The 25,495-nt window shown below is 44.5% G+C and carries 25 protein-coding genes; 20 read left to right on the forward strand and 5 right to left on the reverse strand.

Annotation, left to right across the window (positions count from 1 at the left end):
• The first annotated feature begins 182 nt into the window (after nt 1-182).
• On the forward strand, nt 183-836 hold the full coding sequence (locus AC1DLM_RS29365) for a GDSL-type esterase/lipase family protein (protein ID WP_441992392.1): 654 nt from the start codon (nt 183-185) through the stop codon (nt 834-836).
• A gap of 7 nt (nt 837-843) precedes the next feature.
• Here the strand turns inward: AC1DLM_RS29365 and trhA are convergent, their stop codons facing one another.
• Nucleotides 844-1,497, reverse strand: coding sequence for a PAQR family membrane homeostasis protein TrhA (trhA, locus tag AC1DLM_RS29370; RefSeq protein WP_441992391.1), 654 nt, complete (start codon nt 1,495-1,497; stop codon nt 844-846).
• 34 nt (nt 1,498-1,531) lie between these two features.
• Between trhA and AC1DLM_RS29375 the strand changes: the two genes are divergently transcribed.
• From AC1DLM_RS29375 to AC1DLM_RS29385, 3 genes are all read left to right on the forward strand, one after another.
• Complete coding sequence (locus AC1DLM_RS29375; protein WP_477571940.1) at nt 1,532-2,302, forward strand: SDR family NAD(P)-dependent oxidoreductase; 771 nt, start codon at nt 1,532-1,534, stop codon at nt 2,300-2,302.
• 682 nt (nt 2,303-2,984) lie between these two features.
• Nucleotides 2,985-3,833: a DegV family protein gene (locus tag AC1DLM_RS29380; RefSeq protein WP_477571941.1), complete on the forward strand. Its 849-nt coding sequence runs from the start codon at nt 2,985-2,987 to the stop codon at nt 3,831-3,833.
• A 17-nt stretch (nt 3,834-3,850) separates the two neighbouring features.
• The gene (locus AC1DLM_RS29385) at nt 3,851-4,693 is read left to right on the forward strand and encodes a DegV family protein (protein WP_477571942.1); all 843 of its coding nucleotides are present in this window, start codon (nt 3,851-3,853) and stop codon (nt 4,691-4,693) included.
• Nucleotides 4,694-4,759: 66 nt separating this feature from the next.
• Here the strand turns inward: AC1DLM_RS29385 and AC1DLM_RS29390 are convergent, their stop codons facing one another.
• Nucleotides 4,760-6,922 carry a HelD family protein gene (locus AC1DLM_RS29390; protein WP_477571943.1) on the reverse strand — a complete coding sequence of 721 codons (2,163 nt, stop codon included), beginning with the start codon at nt 6,920-6,922 and terminating at the stop codon, nt 4,760-4,762.
• 184 nt (nt 6,923-7,106) lie between these two features.
• Between AC1DLM_RS29390 and AC1DLM_RS29395 the strand changes: the two genes are divergently transcribed.
• From AC1DLM_RS29395 to AC1DLM_RS29415, 5 genes are all read left to right on the forward strand, one after another.
• Nucleotides 7,107-7,586, forward strand: a complete 480-nt coding sequence (locus tag AC1DLM_RS29395) for a glutathione peroxidase (RefSeq protein WP_441992386.1) — start codon at nt 7,107-7,109, stop codon at nt 7,584-7,586.
• Nucleotides 7,587-7,609: 23 nt separating this feature from the next.
• Nucleotides 7,610-8,290: a PIG-L deacetylase family protein gene (locus AC1DLM_RS29400; protein WP_477571944.1), complete on the forward strand. Its 681-nt coding sequence runs from the start codon at nt 7,610-7,612 to the stop codon at nt 8,288-8,290.
• 312 nt (nt 8,291-8,602) lie between these two features.
• The gene (locus AC1DLM_RS29405; protein ID WP_477571945.1) at nt 8,603-8,929 is read left to right on the forward strand and encodes a DUF1904 family protein; all 327 of its coding nucleotides are present in this window, start codon (nt 8,603-8,605) and stop codon (nt 8,927-8,929) included.
• 630 nt (nt 8,930-9,559) lie between these two features.
• Nucleotides 9,560-11,815 (forward strand): type IA DNA topoisomerase, encoded by a 2,256-nt coding sequence (locus tag AC1DLM_RS29410; protein ID WP_441992383.1) that lies wholly within the window; start codon nt 9,560-9,562, stop codon nt 11,813-11,815.
• A gap of 20 nt (nt 11,816-11,835) precedes the next feature.
• The gene (locus AC1DLM_RS29415) at nt 11,836-12,531 is read left to right on the forward strand and encodes a uracil-DNA glycosylase (protein ID WP_477571946.1); all 696 of its coding nucleotides are present in this window, start codon (nt 11,836-11,838) and stop codon (nt 12,529-12,531) included.
• A 92-nt stretch (nt 12,532-12,623) separates the two neighbouring features.
• Here the strand turns inward: AC1DLM_RS29415 and AC1DLM_RS29420 are convergent, their stop codons facing one another.
• Nucleotides 12,624-13,556 (reverse strand): zinc dependent phospholipase C family protein, encoded by a 933-nt coding sequence (locus tag AC1DLM_RS29420; protein ID WP_477571947.1) that lies wholly within the window; start codon nt 13,554-13,556, stop codon nt 12,624-12,626.
• A gap of 191 nt (nt 13,557-13,747) precedes the next feature.
• On the opposite strand from AC1DLM_RS29420, the gene AC1DLM_RS29425 reads away from it, so the two are divergent.
• Complete coding sequence (locus AC1DLM_RS29425) at nt 13,748-15,922, forward strand: PAS domain S-box protein (RefSeq protein WP_441992163.1); 2,175 nt, start codon at nt 13,748-13,750, stop codon at nt 15,920-15,922.
• A 74-nt stretch (nt 15,923-15,996) separates the two neighbouring features.
• Here the strand turns inward: AC1DLM_RS29425 and AC1DLM_RS29430 are convergent, their stop codons facing one another.
• On the reverse strand, nt 15,997-16,227 hold the full coding sequence (locus AC1DLM_RS29430) for a hypothetical protein (RefSeq protein ID WP_171630687.1): 231 nt from the start codon (nt 16,225-16,227) through the stop codon (nt 15,997-15,999).
• 312 nt (nt 16,228-16,539) lie between these two features.
• Here AC1DLM_RS29430 and AC1DLM_RS29435 point away from each other — a divergent pair, with 312 nt between their 5' ends.
• From AC1DLM_RS29435 to AC1DLM_RS29455, 5 genes are all read left to right on the forward strand, one after another.
• A complete protein-coding gene (locus tag AC1DLM_RS29435) occupies nt 16,540-17,196 on the forward strand; it encodes a deoxynucleoside kinase (protein ID WP_441992162.1) in 657 nt (218 codons plus the stop codon).
• A gap of 118 nt (nt 17,197-17,314) precedes the next feature.
• Nucleotides 17,315-17,476: a hypothetical protein gene (locus AC1DLM_RS29440; RefSeq protein ID WP_441992161.1), complete on the forward strand. Its 162-nt coding sequence runs from the start codon at nt 17,315-17,317 to the stop codon at nt 17,474-17,476.
• Between the two features lie 128 nt (nt 17,477-17,604).
• Complete coding sequence (locus tag AC1DLM_RS29445; protein WP_441992160.1) at nt 17,605-18,297, forward strand: copper homeostasis protein CutC; 693 nt, start codon at nt 17,605-17,607, stop codon at nt 18,295-18,297.
• 25 nt (nt 18,298-18,322) lie between these two features.
• Nucleotides 18,323-19,315: an NAD-dependent epimerase/dehydratase family protein gene (locus tag AC1DLM_RS29450; protein ID WP_477571948.1), complete on the forward strand. Its 993-nt coding sequence runs from the start codon at nt 18,323-18,325 to the stop codon at nt 19,313-19,315.
• Nucleotides 19,316-19,402: 87 nt separating this feature from the next.
• Complete coding sequence (locus AC1DLM_RS29455; RefSeq protein WP_441992158.1) at nt 19,403-19,711, forward strand: DUF4870 domain-containing protein; 309 nt, start codon at nt 19,403-19,405, stop codon at nt 19,709-19,711.
• Nucleotides 19,712-19,778: 67 nt separating this feature from the next.
• Here the strand turns inward: AC1DLM_RS29455 and AC1DLM_RS29460 are convergent, their stop codons facing one another.
• The gene (locus AC1DLM_RS29460; protein WP_477571949.1) at nt 19,779-20,537 is read right to left on the reverse strand and encodes an MBL fold metallo-hydrolase; all 759 of its coding nucleotides are present in this window, start codon (nt 20,535-20,537) and stop codon (nt 19,779-19,781) included.
• Between the two features lie 255 nt (nt 20,538-20,792).
• Between AC1DLM_RS29460 and AC1DLM_RS29465 the strand changes: the two genes are divergently transcribed.
• The 5 genes from AC1DLM_RS29465 to cyoD all read left to right on the forward strand — a co-directional run bounded on the left by AC1DLM_RS29465 (nt 20,793) and on the right by cyoD (nt 25,198).
• Nucleotides 20,793-21,053 carry a hypothetical protein gene (locus AC1DLM_RS29465; protein ID WP_441992156.1) on the forward strand — a complete coding sequence of 87 codons (261 nt, stop codon included), beginning with the start codon at nt 20,793-20,795 and terminating at the stop codon, nt 21,051-21,053.
• A gap of 230 nt (nt 21,054-21,283) precedes the next feature.
• On the forward strand, nt 21,284-22,243 hold the full coding sequence (cyoA, locus tag AC1DLM_RS29470; RefSeq protein WP_477571950.1) for a ubiquinol oxidase subunit II: 960 nt from the start codon (nt 21,284-21,286) through the stop codon (nt 22,241-22,243).
• A 40-nt stretch (nt 22,244-22,283) separates the two neighbouring features.
• The gene (locus tag AC1DLM_RS29475) at nt 22,284-24,254 is read left to right on the forward strand and encodes a cbb3-type cytochrome c oxidase subunit I (RefSeq protein WP_477571951.1); all 1,971 of its coding nucleotides are present in this window, start codon (nt 22,284-22,286) and stop codon (nt 24,252-24,254) included.
• Nucleotides 24,254-24,868: a cytochrome o ubiquinol oxidase subunit III gene (gene cyoC / locus AC1DLM_RS29480; protein ID WP_477571952.1), complete on the forward strand. Its 615-nt coding sequence runs from the start codon at nt 24,254-24,256 to the stop codon at nt 24,866-24,868. Before AC1DLM_RS29475 ends, cyoC begins: the two co-directional genes overlap by 1 nt.
• Nucleotides 24,869-25,198, forward strand: coding sequence for a cytochrome o ubiquinol oxidase subunit IV (cyoD, locus tag AC1DLM_RS29485; RefSeq protein ID WP_477571953.1), 330 nt, complete (start codon nt 24,869-24,871; stop codon nt 25,196-25,198).
• The last annotated feature ends 297 nt before the right edge of the window (nt 25,199-25,495 follow it).

The raw sequence follows: 25,495 nt of genomic DNA on the forward strand, positions 1-25,495 counted from the left end.
CGATGAAGGTTGTGATAGTGAGTTCCAATTCACCTATGCAGAGAAGGAACAAATTGAAAAGTATGTGAATCACCATGTAAGTGCAAAAAAAAACGACGAATGAACCCCTGTAGGTATCCCTTCCCAAACTGGGCGGTGGCGCATATAGTAATATACGTCACGCTTTAGAGGAGAGGATAGCGATGGAAAAAAGAATTCAATATTTGGCATTTGGTGATTCTTTAACCGTTGGTTATGGTGCTGAGGAAGGTCAAGGCTTCGTTTCGCTGTATCGACAAAGGTTGGAATATTTGCTGAATGTGCCTGTTTCCTTGCGTCATGCGGGCACTAATGGTGCCACGACTGCGCAATTGCTGGAGACTATCGAATCTGATCCGCAGCTTCAGAAGGATATTCAAGAAGCGACTCTCATCACCATTACAGCTGGCGGAAACGATCTCATTCAAGCGGCAATTCCTTTCTTTTATGACGGCGATAATACGGTGCTCAAAACAGCCTTACAAACGTACGAATCCAACTACCGTAAATTGATCGCTCAAATTGAAAGACTGCGGCAAGGTATACAAACCCCGTATATACTGGCCTTAATTGGTTTATATAATCCATTACCGCAGATTCCAGATGCTGCTTATTGGGTACAGCGCTTTAATCTATTTCTGCGTAAATTAGAGCAACCGCATATTCAAATCGTGCAGGTGTACGACGCATTCGTAGGTCAAGCGACACTATTTTTGTCAGAGGATGCCATTCATCCAAATGAACGCGGCTACGAGCGATTGGCCAACCAATTAGAGGTAGCTGTCTCTTTGCAGCAACTACAGCAGTTGTTTGTGTGAAATGAAGCTATCTCACATAACCGAATACAGAAATGAAATGACAGGCGCTGCCTGCTAGCACGAAGACGTGCCAGATGGCATGGTGATACGGGATGCGCCTCCATACATAAAATATCGAGCCTAGTGTGTAGAACAAGCCGCCTGCAACTAGCCAGACGATGCCGCCAAGCGGCAACTGAGCGTATAGTGGCTTGAACGCGATCACAATCAACCAACCCATCACGATATAGCACAAGGTTGAAACGAGTACGAATTTTTTGACGTAAAACAGCTTTAGCACAATGCCAATGAGGGCTAAGCCCCAGATGACACCAAAAAATGTCCAGCCCAATGGCCCTCGTAAGGTTACGAGTAGGTAGGGCGTATAACTCCCTGCGATTAACACGTAAATCGCCGAGTGATCAAGCACTTCGAAAACATCCTTAATTTTCGATTCGGTAACACTGTGCAGCAGCGTGGAACATGTATACAAGAGAACAAGCGCTGTGCCAAAAATACTAAAGCTAACGATATGCCATGCATTTCCTTGAGCGCAGGCTTGCATGATGAGCAGGACGAGTGCTGCGATGCTGAGTACAACACCAATACCGTGTGTAATCGCATTGGCTTTCTCTTCTTTGATGGAATATTGCATAGACAACCCTTCTTTCTTTGACAGCATGGAAGACTCCCTATATAGATTGGACGATGAAACGATGTATTTACCCTCATTTCAATTGAATAATAAAGTGGCTCTGGTGACCGGAGCCGGAAGAGGTATTGGACGAGCACTCGCAATTGGCCTAGCAGAAGCGGGGGCTGACGTTGCGATCTTTGCTCGAACTTCTTCGGATTTGGAAGCTGTGGCGGGTGAGATTCGCGCTTTAGGCAGACAAGCCTACCCGTTTTCTGTCGATGTTACGAATCGTGAACAAATTGAGGCAGCAGTTTCGGCTATCATCAGGGAAACAGATCGCATAGATATTCTTATTAATAATGCTGGCATGAATATCCGTAGTCAAGCTTTGGCCGTTACAGACGAAGAATGGGACACCATCATGCAGACAAACTTAAAATCCGCTTTCTTGTGCTCGCAGATCGTCGGTCGACACATGCAGCAGCGGGAATATGGACGAATCATCAATATTGCATCCGTAGCGGGGCAAGTAGCGCTGCGCACAGGTGTTGTCTATGCTGCAACCAAAGCTGCGATGATCCAAATGACCAAGGTGCTCGCTCTTGAGTGGGGGAAATATGGCATTTTGGTCAATGGCATCGGACCCTGGTATTTCAAAACACCGTTGACCGAGAAAATTTTGAATCAACCGGATTATTTGGCGGAAATTATTGCACGCACGCCACTGCGTCGTGTTGGAGAGCTGGGGGAGCTAGTCGGGCCAGCGGTATTCCTGGCTTCCGATGCAGCGAACTATGTCACAGGCCAAACGCTGTTTGTTGATGGCGGCATGACGATTTACGGATTCTAGCAAGTAAAGCACTGCGTGCTGCGGTTGGCGGCACGAGTGCTTAGAGAATTTAAGATCGTAATGTGATGTTTGGTGAGGAGAAAGGTTAGACTTAATGTTGATATTTTTTCATGCTAGTGCTCCACTTATTTTCGGTGGGTATTTAGCACAAATTTTGTGCGCAAGCGTGCGGTGTCTGGCGGCCTCACTGATCTTGCGCACAAATTTTGTGCGCTAACGTGTGGTGTCCGAGGGTCTCGCAATTTGATCGGCTTAAGTGGAATTGCAGGTGTTTCGAGTTTAATGATCTTCATTAATATATCATCTGAATTGAGCTTTTATCGGTTAGAATAGCTTCGACGGATGAAGGGGGGGATTTAAGATAAAGGTTCCTTTGTTTGATATAGTCAAAGGGATTCAAACTAAACCAAAGGTTTGATTGTAAAGAAATTTGCTTATTTATTTGTTCGGACATGGCAGCGAAGCTTTCGTTTTTCTCAGCAGCAGAATTAACGTTGTTAATATTCATTAAGAAACCACTTTTAAATGGTTCACTTGGGATTTATTTGCGAATTTTGGCGAATGATGTCTGAAATTGTAGGATTGAGCTTTGGGAATCGTTCTATTATACTAGACACAAACAACTGTAGTGATAGACGTTCTCATCATAAGTGGAAACTGGTAGATAAGGTGGTAGGATCGAATGGCTCAAGTTCGTATTTTTACAGACAGTACAAGTGATTTACCAGAGGAGTTACTGCAACAGTATCAGATCGAAGTTGTTCCCTTGTATGTAATTTTCGAGGATCAATCGTATTTGGATCGTGTAGATATTCATGCAGAGCAGTTGTTTGATTTTGTAGCGCATACAGGTAAACTACCCAAAACAGCGGCGCCATCTCCTGGCGATTTTGAACGCGCTTTTGCACCATTCATCGAAGCGGATGAAGATATTGTTTTCATCGGGTTATCCTCTGAGTTATCGTCGACGATCCAGAATGCGAGGATTGCCGCTGAGAGTTTCCCGGATGGTAGAATTAGGGTGATCGATTCTCGAAACCTATCAACTGGAATTGGCGTACTAGTAGTTAAGGCGGCGCAAGCTGCATTAGAAGGACGAAGCCCATCAGAGATTCAAGCGATCGTGACATCGTTCATTGATAAAATAGAAGTTTCCTTCATCATTGATACCTTGGAATATTTACATAAAGGCGGCAGATGTTCTAGTGTGCAGGCTTTCTTTGGAAGTCTTTTGAAAATTAGACCCATCGTGCAAGTCATCCAAGGTGCAATGCAATTAACGGACAAAATCAGAGGTAAACGTGAGAAAGCTTTGAATCAATTACTACAGAATGCACTCGCATTCAAAGCTGACATGGATACGGATTTCATGTTCATCACACATGCGCAGGCTCATGATGAAGCGGCTTATGTGAAAGAACAATTTGAATTGCATACCAATGTGAAAAACGTATTTCTTTCGGAAACCGGTTGCGTCGTTTCGAGCCACTGCGGACCACATACGCTAGGTATTGTTTTCGCCAAAAAATAAGAAATGAGTGGACAGCCATGACGACAATCAAGATTATCACGGACAGCAGCTGCGATCTTCCGAGAAACATGATAGAAGAAATAGGAGTTGGGATCGTTCCCTTATCGGTTCAATTTGGCGAGGAGTGTATGCCAACAGATATGGATCTAGCCGATTTCTACGCGAAGATGAAGCGGGAGAGCCTGTTGCCGAAAACCTCAAGCCCATCACCTGGGCACTTCCTTAGTGAGTACCAGAAGGGTGGTCCTGATCAAGATATTCTTGTACTGTGTCTGTCATCGGCGTTAAGCTCTACGTATCATCACGCTGTGATGGCGAAAGAAATGCTGCTGGAAGATGGTTATACTGGCCGTATCGAAGTCATCGATTCCAAGACAACTTCACTAGGGTTGGGTGTACTTGTGTACCGAGCAGCTCGGATGGCGGCAAGCGGTATGTCATATGAAGAGGTGACAGCTTCCATTCAGCAAGCGGTACCGACCTCAGGGACTTTCTTTTTCTTAGATACGCTGGAAAATGTCATAAAAGGTGGAAGACTCGATCGCGTCCGCGGCGCAGTGGCTTCTGTCTTGAATATTAAACTTCTCATGAAAGCAAGTGAAGAAGGCGCGATTGAGGTTGTCGAGAAAATTCGCGGCTCGCAGCAAGCTTTGAAGCGATTACTCTCGTTTCTTGGTGATAAGGAGCATGATTACGAGAAGGATGTGATAGCCATCGCACATAGCAATTGTGAGTCAAGGGCGCGCGAATTCATGGCTCAGCTTTTAGAAAAACATCCGTTCCGCCATGTACTGTTCTCCAATATKGGCACTGTGATTGGCACCTATGCTGGTGAAGGTGGCGTTCTAGTCGCCTACTAAGTTGTGAAAAAAGACACCTATCTCCCGATCGACCAATGATCAGAGAGTAGGTGTCTTTTTTKGTATTTACGCTGGAAATTCCGTTGTCGTGATATCCGGTTGATCCACAGTGACTAACGGTGAAATGTCTCCCGTCACAAGCAGCCATAGTTCATGCAGGGCACGTGTGCACCCTACGTAAAGAAGTTTGGCATCCATGAGGGTTGTTTCATAATGCTCCGCTGTAACGTCCATGAGAATAACGGCATCGAATTCTAAGCCCTTTGTCAAATAAACAGGCAACACCGAGATGCCACCGCGATAAACGCGTTGCTTGGAGGTGATCAAATTCGTCTCAATCCCCGCGTGCGTCAAAGCTTCGTGCAGCTCTAGCGCTTGTTTCTCCGTGCGCGCGACGACAGCGACTGTGCTGGAAGTGCCAGCTAGTAAGTTTGTGATCGCCTTCTGCACCAGCGGCAGCCGTTCTTTGAGCGAAGTCTGCAGCACACGAACTTTATTTCCGCTGCGGAAGACGGGCACTGCAAGTAAGGGATTACTCACGCCGCGTTGGAGCACCGAATTAGCAAACTGGATGATTTCCATGGTGGAACGATAGCTCCGCTCCAGTTCAAAATACCCAGTTTCTTCCTCTTGAAACAAACTGGAAAATTCCTTCCAGTCCTGGATGCCCTGATACGCATGTATTCCTTGCGATAGATCACCCAAAATCGTGAATGAGCTGTTGCGTGTGTACGCATCTAACACCGCCACTTGGAATGGTGAGAAGTCTTGCGCCTCATCAATGACAACATGATCGAATAACCGATCCGACGAAATGCCATGAAGCCGTGTATGAATGTAGAGGAGAGGAGCTAGATCCTCGAGCCCAACTTCCTTCTTTTTGAAAAGCTTAGCTGATGCAGCTACGATGGACTCGGGCATGTTCTGAAGAAGCTCTACAGGCAAGCTGTCCGGTCGACCTTTGTCTGTGAACAGCATTTTATAGAAGGTAAATGCCGTATACTCTGGCCATCCTGTCAAATAGGTCCGCAGCTTCTGAGCGGATTTCTTCTTCAGCTCTTTTTTCAAACTTTGCTCCCAAACTTTCTCGAGCTGGATCTCCATCCATCGCTTGATACGCGCAACGACGCGCTCACGGCGTTTAATCATCGGATAATGCTTATTCTCGACGAAGAACCATTCGCGAATGGTAGCTATGGGCAGCTTGACGCCATCCCAAGGTGAAAAGTCCGCAGTTGGCACGTAGGTGGTTTCAAGTCGATTGAGACAGTCATCCAGATAGCTTTTGAAAGCGATAGCTCCTTTGAAGCGTCCTGGTGCTTGGTCATCGACTGGAGGTCGCTTGCTTCCGAGAGCAAACCAACGTTGTAATGTGATCTCTTGATCGGCGATTTGCACTTCATGATCGAGTACATCAAGCGCCCAATCKGTAAACGTACTCTGTTGTATATTGCCGACACCTAGCTCTGGCAGAACACCCGAAATATAGTCCAAGAACATGGAGTTGGGTGCGAAGATAATCATTCGCTCTGCCCGAACTTGTTCGCGGTATTGATAGAGAAGGAAGGCGAGGCGGTGCAGAGCTACGGTTGTTTTACCGCTTCCTGCGACCCCTTGAATAATAAGTGCGGTATTCTTCGCTGCACGGATAATCCGATCTTGCTCCGCTTGAATCGTGGAGACGATATCGCGCAGTTTGTTGTCTTTATTTTCGCCTAAGCGGTATAGCAAGAACTCATCGCCGACAGAGAGGGAGTCTTCATTCCGGTCATATGTATCAACAACACGCTGGAGAATTTGCTTGCGCACAACAAGGTTTCGCTTCAAGTAGACTAAGCCGTCAATTATACCGTCCGGCGAATCATAGGAAGCTGCGTCTAAGCCGCCTGTGAAGGAATAGAAGAGGCTTGCTACTGGCGCACGCCAATCAATGACGAGAAGTCGACCTGTTCGTTCGTCTTCCACGCCGGCTTTACCAATGTAAAGCGGTGAGGGTGAACCCGTGCCTGTTTCTTCGAAGTCAAGGCGGCCGAAATAGGGCTCATCAATGGCTTTGGTTAAATTGTGCCTRCCGTTCTCACGCAAAACTTCAAGTGCTTGCTCCGTTAAATCAGGACCGTAATAAACAGGAGTTGCTCTAAGGCGTTCCAGTTGTTTATCGATTTCCTTATTCGTTTGTTCAAGCCTTTGAAGTTCTTCTTGATAGGCACTTTGAGTCTTTGTGTCCAAGATCAGTTACCTCCTAAGATCAGATGTTGTCTATTGATTTGTCATAAACAGGTAAACACTATAACACACCTAGCGGGAGATAGAAAGTGATTCTGGAAAATCATTAGTGATCATTTGGGCTTCTGTGGAAAGGAATGGTATACTCAGGAAGTATGCATTTTAATTAATGGAGGCGAAGGGATTCATGTCTATTTATGATATTGCAGTTACAACGATTTCAGGCGAAACACAAACACTTTCAGCGTATAAAGGGAAGACACTTCTCATTGTGAATGTTGCTAGTGCTTGCGGACTTACACCGCATTATAAAGGGCTTCAAGCGCTTTATGAGCAATACCAAGATAAAGGGTTAGTCGTACTCGGATTTCCTTGTAATCAGTTCGCTGGTCAAGAGCCAGGGACGAATGAAGAGATCCAAGCATTTTGCGAACTTAACTACCAAGTGACTTTCCCCCTATTTGATAAAATTGATGTAAAAGGTGAGCATGCGCATCCGTTGTATACGTATTTGCTAAGTCATACGCCTGAGCCGTATCGCACAGGCGACATTGAATGGAATTTCGTGAAATTCTTAGTTGACGCGAACGGAAATGTGATTAAACAATACAGTGCGCGTACAGAACCTGTGGACATTAGCGCCGATATTGAGGCTGTTTTAGCATAAATGAAAGATGAGGTGGACGTGCAATGGGGTCCCAAAACGGGTTTATCTATGCCCATCCTGATGATGAAACATTCTTAAGCGGATGCCTCATTCGCCGTCTAGCTGATGCTGGAGAAGACAATGTCTTACTACTAGCCACACGTGGCGATGCTGGGAGACAGGGGTTGGAGCGGGCGAAGAATCGGCAAGAATTAGCGGAACTACGAGAACTAGAGATGTGTGCAGCAGCTGAAATTCTAGGGATTTCAACGATTGAGCACTTAGGCTGGCCTGACGGTCAATTGGATGAAGTTGATTTTGAGACACTCGTGCAACAGATTATCACGTTTATTCAGCGTCACGAAGTGGAGAATGTCTACACATTTGCAGAAGATGGCGGTAATGGACATCGTGACCATATCGCGATCTCCAAAGCGACTACTGCGGCTGTACAAAGTGGTGCTTGCCCAAGCGTAAGGAAATTGTTCTATGCTTTTTCTCCGCTCCTGCGTACTCAAGGGCATCAACCGTACATTCTAATTGACACCGAGAAGCAATGGCCTGTTAAGGCGGCTGCACTTAAAGCGCATCAAACGCAGCATGTTACGATTGGGAGGCACTTTGGCAATCTGGTAGATTTTCCAGAAGAGAGACGTTGGGAGGCCTTTGTGCTGGGTTGGGAGAATGAAAACGAATTGGAAACATTGYGAAAAAAATATGTATGATGTACCCCCGAAAATTCTCCTGAGATTACGAATGACCTTAAAGAGCAGGTCATTCAACGTTTCTAGGGGAGTGTAAGGATGTCACTTTGTAATTGTGATAAATGTGGACGCGTTTTCCTCACGAAATGGGAAAAGAGATGTACAAGCTGCTCGCAGCTTGTTTTGAACGATTCGAATAAAGTGAAGGATTTTGTTCGAACGAATCCACGCGCGACACTTATTGAAATTTACCATCAAACAGGGGTTTCCTTGCAAACTATAAAAGAATTAATGAGAGCTTAACCGCTTCAGCAAGCAAAGGAGCTTTCGAGAATGCCTCATATGATTATAAGAGGGATTAGTGTTCCTCAAATTCAATCTATTAGCACAGTGCTGATATCCGAATTAGCTGCTGTCTGTTCTTGTGGTATAGACAATTTCATGTTGGAATGCTTGCCCACCGTCTCTATTTTCCGAGGTGAGATCTGTGCGACCTATCCATTTATTGAGGTAGGCTGGTTCGAGCGAGGGCAGGAAATTCGAGATGCCTATGCAGAAGTCGTGACTAAACATATTTTATCACTCGGGATTCCTGAAGTTGAAATTGCTTTCAAGGTATATCGGGAAGATAGTTATTATTGGAATGGGAAGTTGGTTTAAACTAAATCCATGTAAACCTCTTATTCCACATGTATAGTGGAGTGAGAGGTTTTTTTGCGGTATTGATATCCGCCACGCAATGAGAGAACATCGATCCCGACTAACATTTTGCTCCAGGCGAATAAATGTATTTTATACAGTTAAATTAAGGGGTTTTCCGATCATATGCTGAGTAGATGGAGGACATACAGTTAATCTTAACTATTTTAGCTAATTCGAATGAAAACGGAGATATTACATACATTTTTTACAGTTAATTCAAATTTCCGGGGAAGTATCTTGAAAATAGCTGTATGTTTTCCAGTTAATGCTAATGTGTAAGGCAGGGGCGGTTCAAACCTACTAATTCCACTAACTACATCCTATCAGTGAGTTCCTATGTCCGCCTCCCCTACCCGCATCCCGCGCGTCAACACTGAGCACTCAACTACCCCAAGTTTTAAATTCAATGCACCTGTCCAAACCCGTCAGAATCTGTGAAATCGGATGTTAACTGGTTTGTTTTTTTATGCCAAAAGTCATAATTCACGCAATCGATATTGCAGGCGATAATAAAGTGGGATACACTGAATCGACAGAATCTGATTTCCAGAATGACTTCGGGAATCACATGATAGGAGCGATTTGTGGTTGAAGACATTAATTATTGCGGAAAAACCCGATATGGGGCGAAACATAGCTGCCGCAATAGAACCAAAGGCCAAAAATATGAGGTCTCATCTAGAAGGTGAGCAATATATCATCACGTGGGCAATCGGACATTTGATTGAGCTGGCGGAACCGGATCATTATGACGAAAAATATAAAAAGTGGAATATTAATCATCTTCCAATTATTCCTTCTGAATTTAAGTTAATTCCTAACCCGCGTACGTATGATCAGCTCAAGGTGATCGCGGAGTTAGCGAAAAAATGCAATCAACTGGTTAATGCGTGCGATGCCGGGCGAGAAGGGCAGCACATTTTCTCCCTAATCCAGCGGCACCTGGGGCTCAATCAGCCTGTTAAGCGGCTTTGGATCTCCGATTTAACATCGGAAACGATTCGCAACGGGTTCGCAACGTTAAAGGATGGCGCCGAATATGAGAACTTAACGCGCGCCGCGCGTTCTCGCAGTGAAGCGGATTGGCTGATTGGCATGAACGGATCACGTGCGTTTACGACGAAACATAATGTGTTGCTGTCGGTGGGACGCGTTCAAACGCCGGTGCTTGCGCTAATTTATGATCGCCAAAAGCAGATCGAGGCGTTTTCCTCACTCAAATTTTATGAGCTAGAGGGTCACTTCGCGCAAGGGGAAACACCATACCGAGGCATGTGGCAGGGTGAACGTTTCACGGATGGTGAGAAGGCGGCTGCGCTTGCTGCGAAGGTAAAGGGGAAGCCCGCCCGGATTCAGTCCTACGAGGTAAAAGAAACCAAAGAATTCCCATTCAAATTGTATGATTTGACCTTGCTCCAACGTGAGGCGAATGGGAAATATGCTTTTTCGGCGAAGAAAACATTAGATACAGCGCAAGCTTTGTATGAGAAGCATAAGGTGATTTCGTACCCAAGAACGAATTCCAATTATGTGACGGAGCAAAATATTCCGGATATGCATAAGGCGCTAAACGCCTTGCAAGGAACGGCTTATCACGAACTTGTTCAAGGCGCTAATCGCAATCTTGTTCATATTAATAATAAATTTATTTGTAATCCAACCAAGGTTGAAGATCACCACGCCATATTGCCTACGAATAAGAAGGCTTCAGGACTAAGTCCGGATGAGCAGAAATTGTATGATCTCATTGTCAGACGTTTTCTCTCTCAATTTTACCCGCCTGCTGCCTACAAAGTGCATACGGTCATGACGGAAGTGGAACAAGAGCTTTTCAAGACAACCGTCAAAGAATTGTTATCGCTAGGCTGGAAGGTCATTTACGCTGATCAGAAGAAGGAAAAGGCGAAGGCGACCAAAGGGAAAGAAAAGGAAGACACGGATGACGAGGAAGAGGTCGAAGTCAACGAGCCTTTCTCCATCGATGCGAATGGGGATATCCTGTGTACAGATGCGATTGTGAAGGAGAAAGACACGCAGCCGCCTAAGCATTTTAACGAAGGCACCTTGCTGAAGGCGATGGAGAGCGCAGGGAAGCAGATTGAGGATGAAGAGCTCCGCGATGCGATGAAGGACTCCGGTCTGGGCACGCCTGCGACACGAGCAGCAACGATCGAACGCTTGAAGAAGGTCGGCTATATCGACATGCAGGGGAGGAAAATCATTTTGACTCAGAAGGGTAGAATGGTTGTTGAATTGATCCGCGGAGCGGGCATCGAACTGTTGACGTCACCTGAGATGACAGGGCAATGGGAGCGCAGATTGAACGAAATTTCCCGTGGTACAGCATCAGACGACCAGTTTATGCACAATGTGAAGCGATTTGCGACGCTGATTGTCGATAAGGTGCGCAAGCAAACTAGAGCTTCGAAAACGGATTTCGAAGCCGAGAATGCACCGGAAGCAACTAGCAAACGTGGCTCAGCTTCAATGAAGACGACGGCTCGTGGGGACGGTGCACCGAAAGCTCCTACGAAGAAGCGAACGCCTGCTGCGAAACCAGCAGGGGATGGAGCTAGCACGTTCATTGCAATGTGTCCAAGACCAGGCTGCGGCGGCTCCCTCTTTATGGGGCGTAAGGGCTATGGCTGCTCGCATTATAAGGAAGGCTGCTCCTTCGTTATTTGGAAGGAAAGCTTCGGTCGAAGCTTAACCGATACACAAGTGCAAGCACTTGTTCAAAAAGGGAAAACGACGAAGTTGAAGCTTGTTTTAGAGGATGGAACAGAAACAGAGGGGAAGATTGTGCTGAAGGACGTTGCTACAGGCGCACTCGGTACAGAATGAATGCACGGGGGAACTAAGGAGTGAAATCGGTAACGAATGATTGGTTGACGGTTTTGGCAGACGAATTTCAAGCACCTTATTATCAGGAACTTGAACAGTTTCTGCAGGCAGAGTATTCGCAGCAAACAATTTATCCACCAGAGGATGAAGTGTTTTGTGCGTTGGAATGGACCTCTTTTGCGGATACGAAGGTTGTGATACTGGGACAAGATCCTTATCATGGGAGAGGGCAAGCTCATGGACTTAGTTTCTCTGTGAAGCCTGGAATTACGATCCCTCCTTCGCTAAGAAATATGTACAAAGAACTAGCATCTGATCTCGATTGTACGGTGCCTGATCATGGTTATTTAAAAGCATGGGCAGAACAAGGCGTTCTGCTCTTGAATACGGTTTTAACCGTTCGTGAAGCACTACCTAACTCGCATAAGGGAATGGGTTGGGAACGATTCACGGATCAGATCATACAAGTGTTAAGTGCTCGAGAGAAGCCTGTCATCTTCCTGCTATGKGGAAGCCACGCACAGGCCAAACGATCTTTGATCGACACCACCCGACATGTGATCATTGCATCGGCCCATCCAAGCCCGTTATCAGCATATCGCGGATTCTTTGGCAGCAAGCCTTTTTCTAATGTTAATACCGCGCTGAATCGACTCCAAATGACAGAAATCGACTGGCAAATCCCGAATTGTAGGCATAACGAAAACCATGAATGACAATATTCATGGTTTTTTTCATTTGTATAGACCGAAACTTACGTTCCGAAACGAATATTATATTTAGGCTATGTAAAGATTGCCTAGCTATTCTATAATATAGGTTGTACATAGGTAATCGGTAAATTTAGCTCGCAATTCTTACCCGTTTCGTAGGAGCGGTTTCCGAGAACTTCGCGAAAAGCGTCGTAGTCAGCTTCGGTACCTCGCTGCAAGACTTGTATGGCTGCTTCTAGCACAAGGATGGCATCATCCATTGCTGTCTCCAACAACTCCCATACACTGTATGTATAGGTTTCATTCAGATCCGTTGGACAGTTCCAAGTCGTCTTGGCCTCATTAAAATAATCGCGTGGAGCGGGATGCTTCGTGTAAACCAATGGTGATATTTGACCTACTGTCAATATTCGCTTGATTCCATGCGGATCATAGAATAATCGTTGTGCACGGATCATGTCATAGTAGGCGTCGTCCMAATCGGAATCCTTCATTTGTGAGGCGATTCCCGGGTAATGGATTGCGGTTGCAGCGGTGAKGGCCGGTACAATGCCTAAGGGGAACTTTTCACCTACATATATTTCTTTCCATACGGGCGTATTCCACGTTTGGATATTGCGCTCATGCTTGGCGTAAAGGGTATCCATGATGATTTCAAATCGTTGATGATCCCATTTCTTGAAACCAGATTTATAGAATACATAAGGATGTAAATTGCGATCTAAAACATGATGTGTCAGAAAACCAAGAACATAGAGAACCGCGGGATTGTATAAGCCACGACCTTGCACCTGTCGAACTAGTTCGAGTAGAAAGGGTCCGCAGGAATCTTTGTGCATGAGACTACCGAGTGCATTTATTTTCTTGTCTTTTTGCCAAGGTAGAAAGTTGTGGTAAAAAAGAAAATCAGGTCCTTGGCAGCCAAGAGAAAAAATGTGCCGCTGCTGTTTATCGTTTAGAACCGAAGTGTGGCCTAGTTGGTTCATCACTTTTTGACCGAAAATTAAATGTGTCCAAATATTGGGCAAGGGAGCATCCTCCTACAACGTGAGATGAAGAATAATGAACCTTTCCATTCTAACATAATGACGGAAAGCAAGGGCATATTTCGTGAACAATTTCAATCCATAATGCGCTAAGTGCAGGATTGTTTGTGGGATTGTCGAATCTATCAAACGGTGAGAATCACCATCTAAGCATGTACCATGGGGGAAAATATATGAATAAGCATTCGGAAATGGAGCTATCGTTCGATGCGATTTTTGAATTCACCACAATGGGAATGGCTCTGATTTCGCTTGAGGGTCATTGGTTGAAAATGAATCGCAGCTTGTGCGACATCGTCGGCTACTCGGAGCCGGAGCTCCTTACAACGCAAGTGAAGTCGTTAGTAGAACCTAATCAAGTGCGCCACATAGAACGTATCATGAAGAATTTACTTGGTGGAGAGTTACCTACCTATCAAGGAACGATCAATATCCTACATAAGAATTTATCTTTACTGTGCGTTGACTGGCGGATGTCAATCGTTCGAGATGCAGACAACAGACCTCAGGCCTATATTGCTCAAGTTCAGGTCCTCTCCCAACAGTCTGACATGGCACGTAAACTGGCGGAAAGTGAACAGCGCTATAAATCATTAATTGAGCATAATCCMGCAGGTATTTTGACCTGTGACATCCATGGTCGCATACAGGGTGTCAATCCAGCCATGGAAAGGATTCTAGGATACTCTGAAGATGAATTGCTCTCTCAATTTATCCATCATATTTTTCTGCAGAATAACACGAGATTCGATTCTGCTGCTGGCATCCTCATGCAAAATGATAACTATATGTTGGTGTTCCAACAAGAGAATGGCGAACAAATTGAACTAGGTGTCAAAAATGTTCCGATCATCGTTAATGATAAATTGGATGGCGTGTATTTAATCGCCAAGGATATCACACAATTCAATCGTGACCGAGAATCATTGCGAATCGCACAACAGGATCTCCATGACACCGTACGAAGACAACAGGGGATGACCTTAAAGTTCAGGGAAATAAATGGGAATTTCATCCATACTTTGTGTGACGGTGAGCTRCTTTATCGTTTGGGATTTAAGCCGTCACACATTTTAGGGAATACGCTGCATGATATTTGGCCAGCCTTTTTGGCCAGTTCCATAGAAGCTTATTACCATCGAGCATGGAATGGTGAAGAAAATGTGATGTTTGAAGCGACCTTCCGGGGGATTACCTATCTCACTTCATTGCGCCCCATTATGGAGAATGAGCGCATGGTGGAGGTTATCGGATCGTGTGTCGATATTACGGAACGCAAGAGGATGGAAACGGAGCTCAGAGAAACGAAAGAGCTTCTGGAATCTGTTATTAATAACACCACGGACGCAATTTGTGTACTGGATTTGAATTGGCGAGTAATATCAGTCAATGCGGCGCATGAGCATATTTTTGGTTGGAGTCAAGCGGAGTTAGCCCATCGAACATTACCGATTTATCCTGATTATTTGGAAAAAGAACGTAATGCTATGTATAACGAACTGCGACAGGGGAAGCAGATATCAGGGATGGAATCGGTCCGACTTCGTAAAGATGGTCAATTGATCCATGTGAGTATAACGAAAACGCCCATTAGGAACGAAAAAGGTGAAATTTTCGGATTCGCAGGTATTACACGAGATATTACTGAACGTAAGCAAACGGAGGAGCTTCTCCGTAAATCGGACAAACTTTCCGTTGCTGGACAGCTCGCGGCAGGACTTGCACATGAAATTAGGAACCCACTTACTTCGCTTCGCGGATTCTTACAGCTTCTCCAGCATGATCTGAAAGATAAAAAGCATTATTTTGATATCATGTTATCTGAATTGGATCGCATCAATTTTATCGTTAGTGAATTCTTAGTGATCGCTAAGCCGGAAGCCATAACGTATAAAAAAAGCGATTTAGTGCCAATTTTGCAATCCGTTATTGCTCTTCTAGATACGCAAGCCGTACTTTGCAACGTACAACTAATATTGGAATTCCAATCGGATATACCTGAAATTACGTGTTCGGAGATGCATTTGAAGCAATTATTCATTAATTTGATCAAAAATGCGATGGAAGCCATACCGAAGGACGGTCAAATCAAATTGATCGTTTCCTTGCATGGGGATGATCAGATTAGAGTACGGACACAAGATAATGGAATCGGGATACCAGAGGAGCGATTGAAACAGCTAGGGGAGCCCTTTTATACAACGAAAGAGAAGGGGACTGGCTTAGGTTTAATGATGTGCTTCAAGATTGTCGAAGCGCACAAAGGGACCATGAACATCCAAAGTCAAGTGGGATATGGGACGACTATTGATGTGTTCTTGCCAACGTATACGGGGGAGCATAATTGATTTCCTTGCTTTAAACACGATGGGAAGCTGAAAACCGCCGACGGGTTGAACCGGTATCGGCGGTTTTCTCATTTCTAGAATGCAATACTAAATTCCGAAGTTTCTCTTGAATACCAAGTAGAAATTGTGGTGTTATTTTCATTGTAAACTTGTACATGATCTGGCGTGTATTTGACGATAATCCCTGTAGTTACTTGGTAATAAACGCCTAATTGATCGAGTGACCATACGAACACTGGCGTTTTTGTTAGGGCAGCAGCAAATAATTCTGAATCTGTATCTAGTAGCTTCGTTCCGTAAATCATCGATACACCTCTGTCATATGGATAGTTGTTAGGTACTTATAAATAGAGACAGTATGGCAGATGAATTCATCACACTGTGTTCTTAATTTTTTTTGTTGGTTACTTTGAGGATTTCCTAAAATAGGTAGAATATGAGCGGTCGATGCGGGAAATTTTGCATGGCCAAGTGATTGGACTCTTTAGCAGCAGCTAAGTCAAACGGTAAAGGAAAAAATAGAGGGTTCCCTCGTTTTTGAATTCCTTGTATAATAGGTAAGCTTTGCTGAATTGACAGTAGGTAAATTACGAATGGGTAGAAGGAGAAAGGGGTCAATGGCAGTGATTGTGGTTGGGGGAATGATTGGTCTAGGTAAGACTTCGGTATCCACTTTACTGGGGCAAGAACTAAATTCGAATGTTTTCTATGAGAGTGTCGATGATAATCCGATATTACCGCTATTTTACACAGCATCACCGGAAGAAATCGAAAAGCATCGGTATCCGTTTTTGCTGCAATTGCACTTTTTGAATACGCGTTTTAAGGCCATTAAACAGGCATTAGTACATAACAGAAATGTACTGGACAGAAGTATTTATGAGGATTGGTATTTCGCCAAAGTGAACCGCGAGTTAGGACGTATTTCACAATTGGAATTTGATGTGTATGAGGGCTTGGCTGATAACATGATGTCAGAGTTGGCGGAGCTGCCTAAGAAGGCGCCTGATCTGATGGTCTATTTGAAGGCTTCCTTTGAAACGGTTATGTACCGAATCGGACTTCGTGGCCGCAGCTTTGAACAGGATCAATCGTTGGTTGATTATTATCGTCAGCTTTGGTCAGGTTATGATGACTGGGTTATGAATCATTATCATGCATCTGAAGTTCTTATCGTGGATATGGATCGCGTCGATGTCGTGAATCGCCAGGAAGATGCGGTTCAACTAACTCAAGAAGTTCGGGCAAAGTTATCTGAATTGGCGATTGTGTAATATAAGTTGAAGCGAAATTTGTCGAAATGTCGAAAGACCCCCTCAAATCTGAGGGGGTCTTTCGAATGATATAGCAGCAAAGCCAACGAAACGTTGTAATCCTAGAGAAGCGAAGGTGATGAAATTGTTGTTTATCGTATGTTACAAAGGCAAGCCTATGAGTGCACCATTGCCGAAATTAGCAGCAACGGAGAAATTGTTGAAGCTTAGTCGTTCATTTGCCAATCTTGAGCTCGTCGAAGTACATCAACAACAATGGCAAACGGCTTCGAATATTTAGGTACTACATATCCTATAGGGTGACACAACTCCTTAATCCATCGATTAATGGAGTTTTTTGTGTTATCCACTTTGTGTTAGAGTATAAATGGGAATTCATAAATATTGAAAATGGAGGGATTTCGAAACATGCTATTGGAAGTAATCGCGACTACATTGCAAGATGCTGTGCGAGCTGAAGCTGGCGGCGCAGATCGGATTGAACTTGTTGCGGATTTGCGACAAGGGGGGTTAACACCCGATTTAGAGCTCGTTAAGCAAATTATATCCGCCTTGCAAATTCCAGTGAACGTGATGATTCGTCCGCATGCGCGATCCTTTCATATGTCAGAGGCGGACATCGCAACGATGCACGATTCGATCCAAGGCGCGGAGCAAGCAGGTGCCAGCGCTCTTGTATTCGGCGTATTAACACCGGATAAGAAGATTGATCGCCACAATCTTGAAATTTTGTTAGGGGCTACTTCTTTGCCTGTGACTTTTCATCGGGCCTTCGACGAAATACAAGAACAAGCAGAAGCTTTGTCAATGCTGATGTCATATAAACAAATTCAGTCCGTGCTCACATCGGGAGGCGCCGCAAGTGTTCTTCATGCTGTTGAGCAGATACGACTTCTTATGGCGATTACCCGCGGCAGTCACTTAAATATATTGCCAGGCGGAGGACTTACACTCGACAGTTTGACTTCGTTTATCGAAGCTACTGGGGTGCATAATGTCCACCTTGGCACAGCTGTAAGAGAAGATGGACGTGTGAGTGGGGCGGTTGAGGAAGAGAAGGTAAGAAAAGCGAGAACCTTATTAGATGAATCATTCAAATAAATCCGGAGCGAGGTGGAGGTAACATATGAATATTCTGATCCTTGGCGGCACCAAATTCCTAGGAAGAGCCCTGACAGAAGCGGCACTCGCGAAAGGACACAAAGTGACACTGTTCCATCGTGGTCTTCACGATGCTGCTGCATTTCCTCAAGTCCATCACATTCTAGGTGATCGGAATACCGACCTTGCTAAACTGCAAGATATGGATTGGGATGCTGTAATTGATACCAGTGGTTATGAGCCGGAGTCTGTGATAGCAGCGACCGACATGTTGAAAGTACAGGCAAAGCACTACACATTCATTTCAACTATTTCTGCGTATGCGGATTTAAAGCAGGTTCAATTGGATGAAACGGCAGCCGTGTTACAGCTCGAAGAGGCAGCAGATCCTGGGCAGCGCTACGGGGCGCTCAAAGCGGAATGTGAACAGGTTGTCCAAGCAGCATTTCCTCTTGGAGCACTCATCATTCGCCCAGGTCTGATCGTTGGACCTTATGATGCCTCAGACCGATTCACTTACTGGCCTGCTCGCTTACAACGAGGCGGTGAAGTGTTAGTTCCGCTGCCCAAAGAGCGAAAGCTTCAATTCATTGACGTGCGTGACCTTGCAGCCTGGACGATACGTCTGATTGAACAAGGCGTAACGGGAACTATTCATGCGAGTGGAAATGAGTATGCCATGGAAGATGTCGTGGAAGCTTGCAGATCTACCGATAACGATGTAGAGACGACGATTACTTGGGTGACGCAAGAGTTCTTAGTCGAACAAGGGGTGGGGTCCTGGATGGAGCTGCCGCTGTGGCTTCCAAGCGACAGTTTGATCGGTATGTTCCAGTTAAACAATGCAAAAGCGTTCCAATCGGGTTTAACGACAAGAGCATTAGTAGACACCGTAAAAGATACACGGGCATGGGATCAAGGTCGAGACACTGAAATAGTTCGAGTAGCTGGATTAAAACCAGAGCGAGAGCAGGAGTTGCTGAAGGCTTGGGACGAGTGGAAGTTGGTCCAAAAATAATTTGAGATTTGTCCAATAGGCGGATGAATAGCTGCTGGAAATTGAATATAATGGAAGAGAAAACTCTGAGAAGATGAGGTGCTGTCCATGTACGATTCCACAGATATTCAAAGTAACAAGGGAATGGCGATTCTTGCGTACATTTTGTTTTTCATCCCGTTAATCGCGGCGAAGGAATCCAAGTTTGCGTGGTACCATGCCAATCAAGGACTTACTTTGTTTTTAGCATGGGTCATCGTGAATGTCGTTCTCGGCATTATCCCATTCATTGGTTGGATCCTGCAGCCGATTGCTAACTTGGCATTGGTGACTTTGGCCGTGCTGGGCATTGTTGCGGCGGCGCAAGGTCAAGTTAAACCTCTTCCTATTATCGGCAGCTATACACTTCTGAAGTAGAACGTACATAGTAGCAAGGGCTGACTACCTGTAGATCATCTACGGTTAGTCAGCCCTTTTTTGTTCACTAAGCTTCTATTGAATGTACGATTTCAGCGATTCGTTGATTCGCATTATCGGTGATTAAGCCGCCGTGGTAGCAAAGAACTCTTTCGATATCGAATTGCAAAAATTTTCGCAATGATTGCAAGGCTAAGGGATAATCAGCGCAATAAGCTGGTATGGGTCCTTGAAGCTTACCTTCAGCGACAACCATGGAATCCGCGGCGATTAATGTTTTGCTTTTTTTATGATAAAGACTCAAATGACCTGGCGTATGACCAGGCGTAAGGATGACAACAATCCCACCACATCTGTCGATGATCTGACCATCTTCCAAAATGGCGTTAACCGGTGCCTTCGGCGGGTTCTCAAGGTTACGTCGGAACGCATCTCGCCATTCAGGTGTCGTGTCTGCAGGTAAATTCGCAATAGCACGTTCAATGGATTCAGGGGTTACTTTAATTAACATTTTATCGCCTTGAATATAAGGTTTTTCTAGATCAGAAGCGAATACTTCTAGGGGCTGGGAGGAATTTTCTAGAAGGGCAGGTAAACCTCCGATATGATCGATATCCTGATGTGTAAGGATGACGGAATCTAATGTTGATACATCAACGCCTAAGTTTTCTAATGTTTTCTGTAGGAGTGGAAGGGTACCAGGGTAGCCTGTATCTACAAGTACAGCTCCTTGCTCATCAACGAATAAGGCGGGATGAATGACGTTGATTCGACCCATGAGTGGAATGGATAAGTCAACGGAATAAAGTCCTTCAGAAATTTGCATGTGAAACCCTCCGATTTGGCATGATAAGTGTGAAAAGGCATGAAATTATCATATCCACTGGCGATTATCATGTCAAACAAATATTTTATTATATCATAAAACTCGATAAAAGTCAATATTTAATTACGTTCGTAATTTCCTTGTGTAATTTTGTCCAAAATTTGATCATCGTGTGAATAAAATATGAACAAAATCTGATTTTTGTGTTATACTAGTTTTAAAGCACTTACATTTAAGTCAGGAGTGGTGATGTTAATGTCGAATAGAGCCGTGTCCGTGAATTCCGTTGAGCGTGCTGAACGAGATGTGATGCCGTTAGTGAAATTAATGACTTTTGCCGCATGGGCGTTGCTTGCTATAGGTTTAGTACTTAGCTTATTCAGTTTAGAAAGCTTCAGTGATCGCAATACAACATTAATGGTGGGTATTGGGTTCATGGTCGGAAGTGTCCACATTTATGTGATTCGTACCGCTATTCATTTGGTACATTCTCGCAATGTTTCCAAAGGCGAATGAGAACGAGGGTTCGAAGGAATACTATGCAAGCCTTTCAAGTTTGATACTTGGAAGGCTTTTTGCTGTTCATATTTTTCCAGCAGAGTCAACAAACGTTCTGTGACATTTGTTTTACATTACTACGTCGAACCGTTGACGTATTTGTTAAGTTAACTTTGTGATGGTGAACTTTGACGAACAAGATGATATGTTGATAACAGGCAGGATTTGTTGATTGGGAGGTTAAGTGGATGAAGAAGAGAAAGCTTGTACAAGCAGGAATGCTCTTCATGATGGTCGCCATCATCTTAGTACTTTCTGGCTGCAGCCAAGCTATGGTGTTGGATCCTAAAGGACCCGTTGGTGCTGAGCAGAGAGATTTAATTGTGATTGCAACTATTTTATGTGGGGTCATCCTTGTTCCGGTTCTTGTGCTTACGGGTTGGATTGTGTGGCGATATCGCGATAGCAAAAGCAATAAGGCATCGTATAAACCGAATTGGTCTCACAGTACCTCACTCGAAATCGTTTGGTGGGCTGTGCCGATCATCATTATTGTCACATTGGCTGTGGTTACGCTGAAGTATACCTATGCTTTGGAGCCGTCAAAACCATTGAAGTCGGATAAAGAACCGATTACGATTCAGGTGACATCATTAGATTGGAAATGGTTGTTTACCTATCCAGAGCAAGGGATTGCCACTGTGAATTATTTGCAAATTCCAGAAGATACACCGATTAAGTTCGAACTGACTTCGGATGCGCCGATGAATTCATTCTGGATTCCACAATTAGGCGGTCAAATTTATACAATGTCTGGCATGGCGATGACGCTGTATTTGCAAGCGGATGAGATCGGACATTATTTTGGTACAGGAGCGAATTTCAGTGGTGAACATTTCGCTGACATGACGTTTGATGTGAATGCGACTTCGCGTGAAGACTTTGATTCGTTCATTGCGAAGACCAAGAAAGTCCCTACGAAGTTAACCAAAGAAGTTTACGATGAATTAGCAATGCCAGGTAAATCTGGTGTGAGATATTTCTCGGAAATCCCAGATGGACTTTTCGAACAAATCGTAACGAAATATACGAATGGGCAGCCTATTCACAATGGTCATGGGGCTGGTCATGAAAGCAAAGATACGAAGAAAGACGAAACCATGAACCATTCCCAAATGGATCATAGTCAGATGAATATGTCGAAGTAATTGATGATAGATCAGAGTTTTATGAAAGGGAGATCTGCTCATGCTGGATAAAATTAAAGAGTTTGCATCCGAGTTTTTCGTAACGGGCGATCCTATGATTCTTGGGGCCCAGGTTAGTATCGGGCTCTCGTTAGTAGCCATGGTATTCGTACTCACGTTCTTCCGAAAATGGGGTTGGCTTTGGCGGGAATGGTTGACAAGCGTCGATCATAAACGAATCGGGATTATGTATATTATCTGTTCATTAATGATGTTATTCCGCGGTGGTGTCGATGCGCTTCTGATGAGGCTGCAGCTAGCCATTCCGGATAGCCAGTTCCTACAGCCAGATCACTATAATCAAATTTTCACAACGCATGGCGTTATCATGATCTTGTTCATGGCGATGCCGCTCATGTTTGGTTTATTTAACATTGTTGTTCCTTTGCAAATTGGAGCGCGCGATGTCGCGTATCCATTCTTAAACTCATTGAGTTTCTGGATGTTCTTCTGGGGCGCCATGTTGTTCAACGTTTCCTTCGTTATCGGTGGTTCACCAGACGCTGGTTGGTTAAGCTATCCGCCGCTTTCCGAAATGTCGCATAGTCCAGGGGTAGGAGAGAACTTCTATATTTGGGGTATTCAAATTTCAGGTATCGGTAGTTTAGCAACCGGGATTAACTTTATTGTGACCATTTTGAAAATGCGTACACCTGGCATGAAGTTGATGAAAATGCCGATGTTTACATGGTCCGTATTTTCAAGTTGCATTATGATCATTTTCGCATTCCCAATCTTAACAGTTACACTTGCCTTGTTATTCCTAGACCGCTTCCTTGGTGCGCACTTCTTCACATTGGATGGCGGCGGGAATCCAATGATGTATATCAATTTAATTTGGATGTGGGGTCACCCTGAGGTTTATATCGTCGTGATACCAGCCTTCGGTATTTTCTCTGAGATCGTATCAACCTTCTCGAAGAAGAAACTATTCGGTTACAAATCGATGGTATTCGCGATGCTGATCATCAGCTTATTATCTTTCTTTACCTGGGCGCATCACTTCTTCACGATGGGTTCCGGTGCGGATGTGAATGCTTTCTTCGCGATAAGTACAATGCTAATTGCGATCCCAACAGGGGCAAAAGTATTTAACTGGCTCTTCACGATGTTCCGGGGGAAAATTCGTTTCACAACCCCGATGCTTTGGACGATTGCCTTTATTCCATGTTTCGTTGTTGGGGGGATGACAGGTGTTCTGTTGTCCGTCGCTCCCGCTGATTTCCAATTTCATAATAGTTACTTCCTGATTGCGCATTTCCATCAAGTATTAATTGGTGGGGTAGCCTTCGGATATTTCGCAGGACTCTACTACTGGTGGCCGAAAATGTTCGGCTTTAAGCTGAATGAACATTTGGGCAAATGGGCTTTTTGGGTGTGGAACATTGGTTTCTATGTTTGTTTCATGCCGCAATACTTCCTAGGATTAGACGGGATGACGCGTCGTACCTACACGTATAGCTGGGATATGGGCTGGGGTCCGCTTAACATGGTTTCAACCGTCGGCGGTTTCTTAATGGGTCTTGGTTTCATTTTCCAAGTGTGGCAAATTGCTCATTCCATTAAGTTCAGAGAACAAGATGTTACTGGCGATCCGTGGGATGCACGTACACTGGAATGGTCCATTCCTTCACCAGCACCACTTTACAACTTTGCTGTGCTGCCTAAAGCAGAAGTTGCTGACGCTTGGTGGGAAGCGAAGCAAGGGACTGGAAAGAAACAACCGAAGCCAATTGCCTATGAACCGATTCATATGCCTAAAAACTCAGCAATTCCGTTTGTAATATCGCTGTTATGGTTTTTTGCGGGCTTCGGATTCGTCTGGGATTGGATGTGGCTAACCATTCCAGCGTTAATTGGTGTTGCCATCTGTATGATTGCTCGTTCCTTCAGCTATGATACGGATTACTATATTCCAGCGGATGAAGTGAAGAAGACAGAAGACGCCGCTTGGAAAGGAGTGAAGGTGTAATGGCACACACAGCTGCACATGGTGCACACGACCATGAACACGATCATGAACAAGAGCATGAATCGCTCAAAACGTTCGGTTTTTGGATATTTCTAATCACAGACGTTATTTTATTCGGCTCGCTTTTTGCGACCTATATCGTCCTTCACCAAAATACGAATGGCGGACCAACACCGGAAGAGTTATTCAAGATGCCGGGAATCATCGCGGAAACTTTCATCTTGCTGACAAGTAGCTTTACAAGCGGTTTAGCTGTATTGGGTATGCACAAAGGAAATCTGAAGCAATTAATCGGTTGGTTGATTGTGACCGTGATATTAGGAGCATCATTCGTTGGACTAGAGCTCTCAGAATTCATTACCATGGTTAACCATGAGGGCGCAACAATCAGCACGAGTGCTTTCCTATCGGCCTTCTTTACATTAGTTGGCACGCACGGTTTGCACGTTTCCGTTGGTTTACTTTGGATGATTGGTCTAATTTTTCAATTGAAGCGCCGCGGGATCACAACAGTTACGAAACGTAAAGTAGAGATCATTTCCTTGTATTGGCATTTTCTGGACGTCGTTTGGATCTTCGTCTTTACGGTCGTCTATCTCATGGGGGTGATGTAAGTGAGCCAACCACATACACAATCTCATAACAATCATGGGTCGCATGGATCATTGAAATCGTATATCATCGGTTTTGCGTTATCGATCATTTTGACCATCATTCCACTTGTTGTTGTCATGAACCATATGCTTGGGAAAACGGGTACCTTAGTTTTGATTTTAGCAATGGCCGTTCTGCAATTTGCTGTGCAATTGTTCTTCTTCATGCATGTCAAAGAAGGCGAGAATGCCCGGTGGAACATCATGGCACTGCTATTTGGTCTAGTCATTCTAATAACAATCGTAGCCGGTTCCATCTGGATTATGACCTATAATACAGTCGCGCATTAGGTAGTTAATAACACGAATTAGAAGACGTTCTTAGCCTTATTTATAGGGGCTAGGGGCGTCTTTTTCTATTTGATGGCGAACGTCGATTGTTATGCCGGAAAAAGGGTTGTCTTTCCATTTCTCTCATGATACGATATGTATCAGAGATACTTAATGTATCATTCAGCTTGTGTGACTAGCTATATTTATGAACGGAGAGGAGCCAAATGATCCGACGAAACCAACGTTTCCGTAACCAACTCGATGATCACCTCGTCCATTTGCACAAGAATTTGTTCATTRGTCATGCTGATCCAC

This window comes from Paenibacillus sp. 01T442, assembly GCF_056398345.1.

What these genes read in the sequence shown, in the direction of transcription:
- AC1DLM_RS29450 (WP_477571948.1), top strand. Translation starts at nt 18,323, where the DNA reads ATGAATATTCTGATCCTTGGCGGCACCAAATTCCTAGGAAGAGCCCTG.
- AC1DLM_RS29405 (WP_477571945.1), top strand. Translation starts at nt 8,603, where the DNA reads ATGCCTCATATGATTATAAGAGGGATTAGTGTTCCTCAAATTCAATCT.
- trhA (WP_441992391.1), bottom strand. Translation starts at nt 1,497, where the DNA reads ATGCTGTCAAAGAAAGAAGGGTTGTCTATGCAATATTCCATCAAAGAA.
- AC1DLM_RS29455 (WP_441992158.1), top strand. Translation starts at nt 19,403, where the DNA reads ATGTACGATTCCACAGATATTCAAAGTAACAAGGGAATGGCGATTCTT.
- AC1DLM_RS29460 (WP_477571949.1), bottom strand. Translation starts at nt 20,537, where the DNA reads ATGCAAATTTCTGAAGGACTTTATTCCGTTGACTTATCCATTCCACTC.
- AC1DLM_RS29445 (WP_441992160.1), top strand. Translation starts at nt 17,605, where the DNA reads ATGCTATTGGAAGTAATCGCGACTACATTGCAAGATGCTGTGCGAGCT.
- AC1DLM_RS29430 (WP_171630687.1), bottom strand. Translation starts at nt 16,227, where the DNA reads ATGATTTACGGAACGAAGCTACTAGATACAGATTCAGAATTATTTGCT.
- AC1DLM_RS29440 (WP_441992161.1), top strand. Translation starts at nt 17,315, where the DNA reads ATGAAATTGTTGTTTATCGTATGTTACAAAGGCAAGCCTATGAGTGCA.
- AC1DLM_RS29395 (WP_441992386.1), top strand. Translation starts at nt 7,107, where the DNA reads ATGTCTATTTATGATATTGCAGTTACAACGATTTCAGGCGAAACACAA.
- AC1DLM_RS29380 (WP_477571941.1), top strand. Translation starts at nt 2,985, where the DNA reads ATGGCTCAAGTTCGTATTTTTACAGACAGTACAAGTGATTTACCAGAG.
- AC1DLM_RS29375 (WP_477571940.1), top strand. Translation starts at nt 1,532, where the DNA reads ATGTATTTACCCTCATTTCAATTGAATAATAAAGTGGCTCTGGTGACC.
- AC1DLM_RS29435 (WP_441992162.1), top strand. Translation starts at nt 16,540, where the DNA reads ATGGCAGTGATTGTGGTTGGGGGAATGATTGGTCTAGGTAAGACTTCG.
- cyoA (WP_477571950.1), top strand. Translation starts at nt 21,284, where the DNA reads ATGAAGAAGAGAAAGCTTGTACAAGCAGGAATGCTCTTCATGATGGTC.
- AC1DLM_RS29365 (WP_441992392.1), top strand. Translation starts at nt 183, where the DNA reads ATGGAAAAAAGAATTCAATATTTGGCATTTGGTGATTCTTTAACCGTT.
- AC1DLM_RS29465 (WP_441992156.1), top strand. Translation starts at nt 20,793, where the DNA reads ATGTCGAATAGAGCCGTGTCCGTGAATTCCGTTGAGCGTGCTGAACGA.
- cyoC (WP_477571952.1), top strand. Translation starts at nt 24,254, where the DNA reads ATGGCACACACAGCTGCACATGGTGCACACGACCATGAACACGATCAT.
- AC1DLM_RS29475 (WP_477571951.1), top strand. Translation starts at nt 22,284, where the DNA reads ATGCTGGATAAAATTAAAGAGTTTGCATCCGAGTTTTTCGTAACGGGC.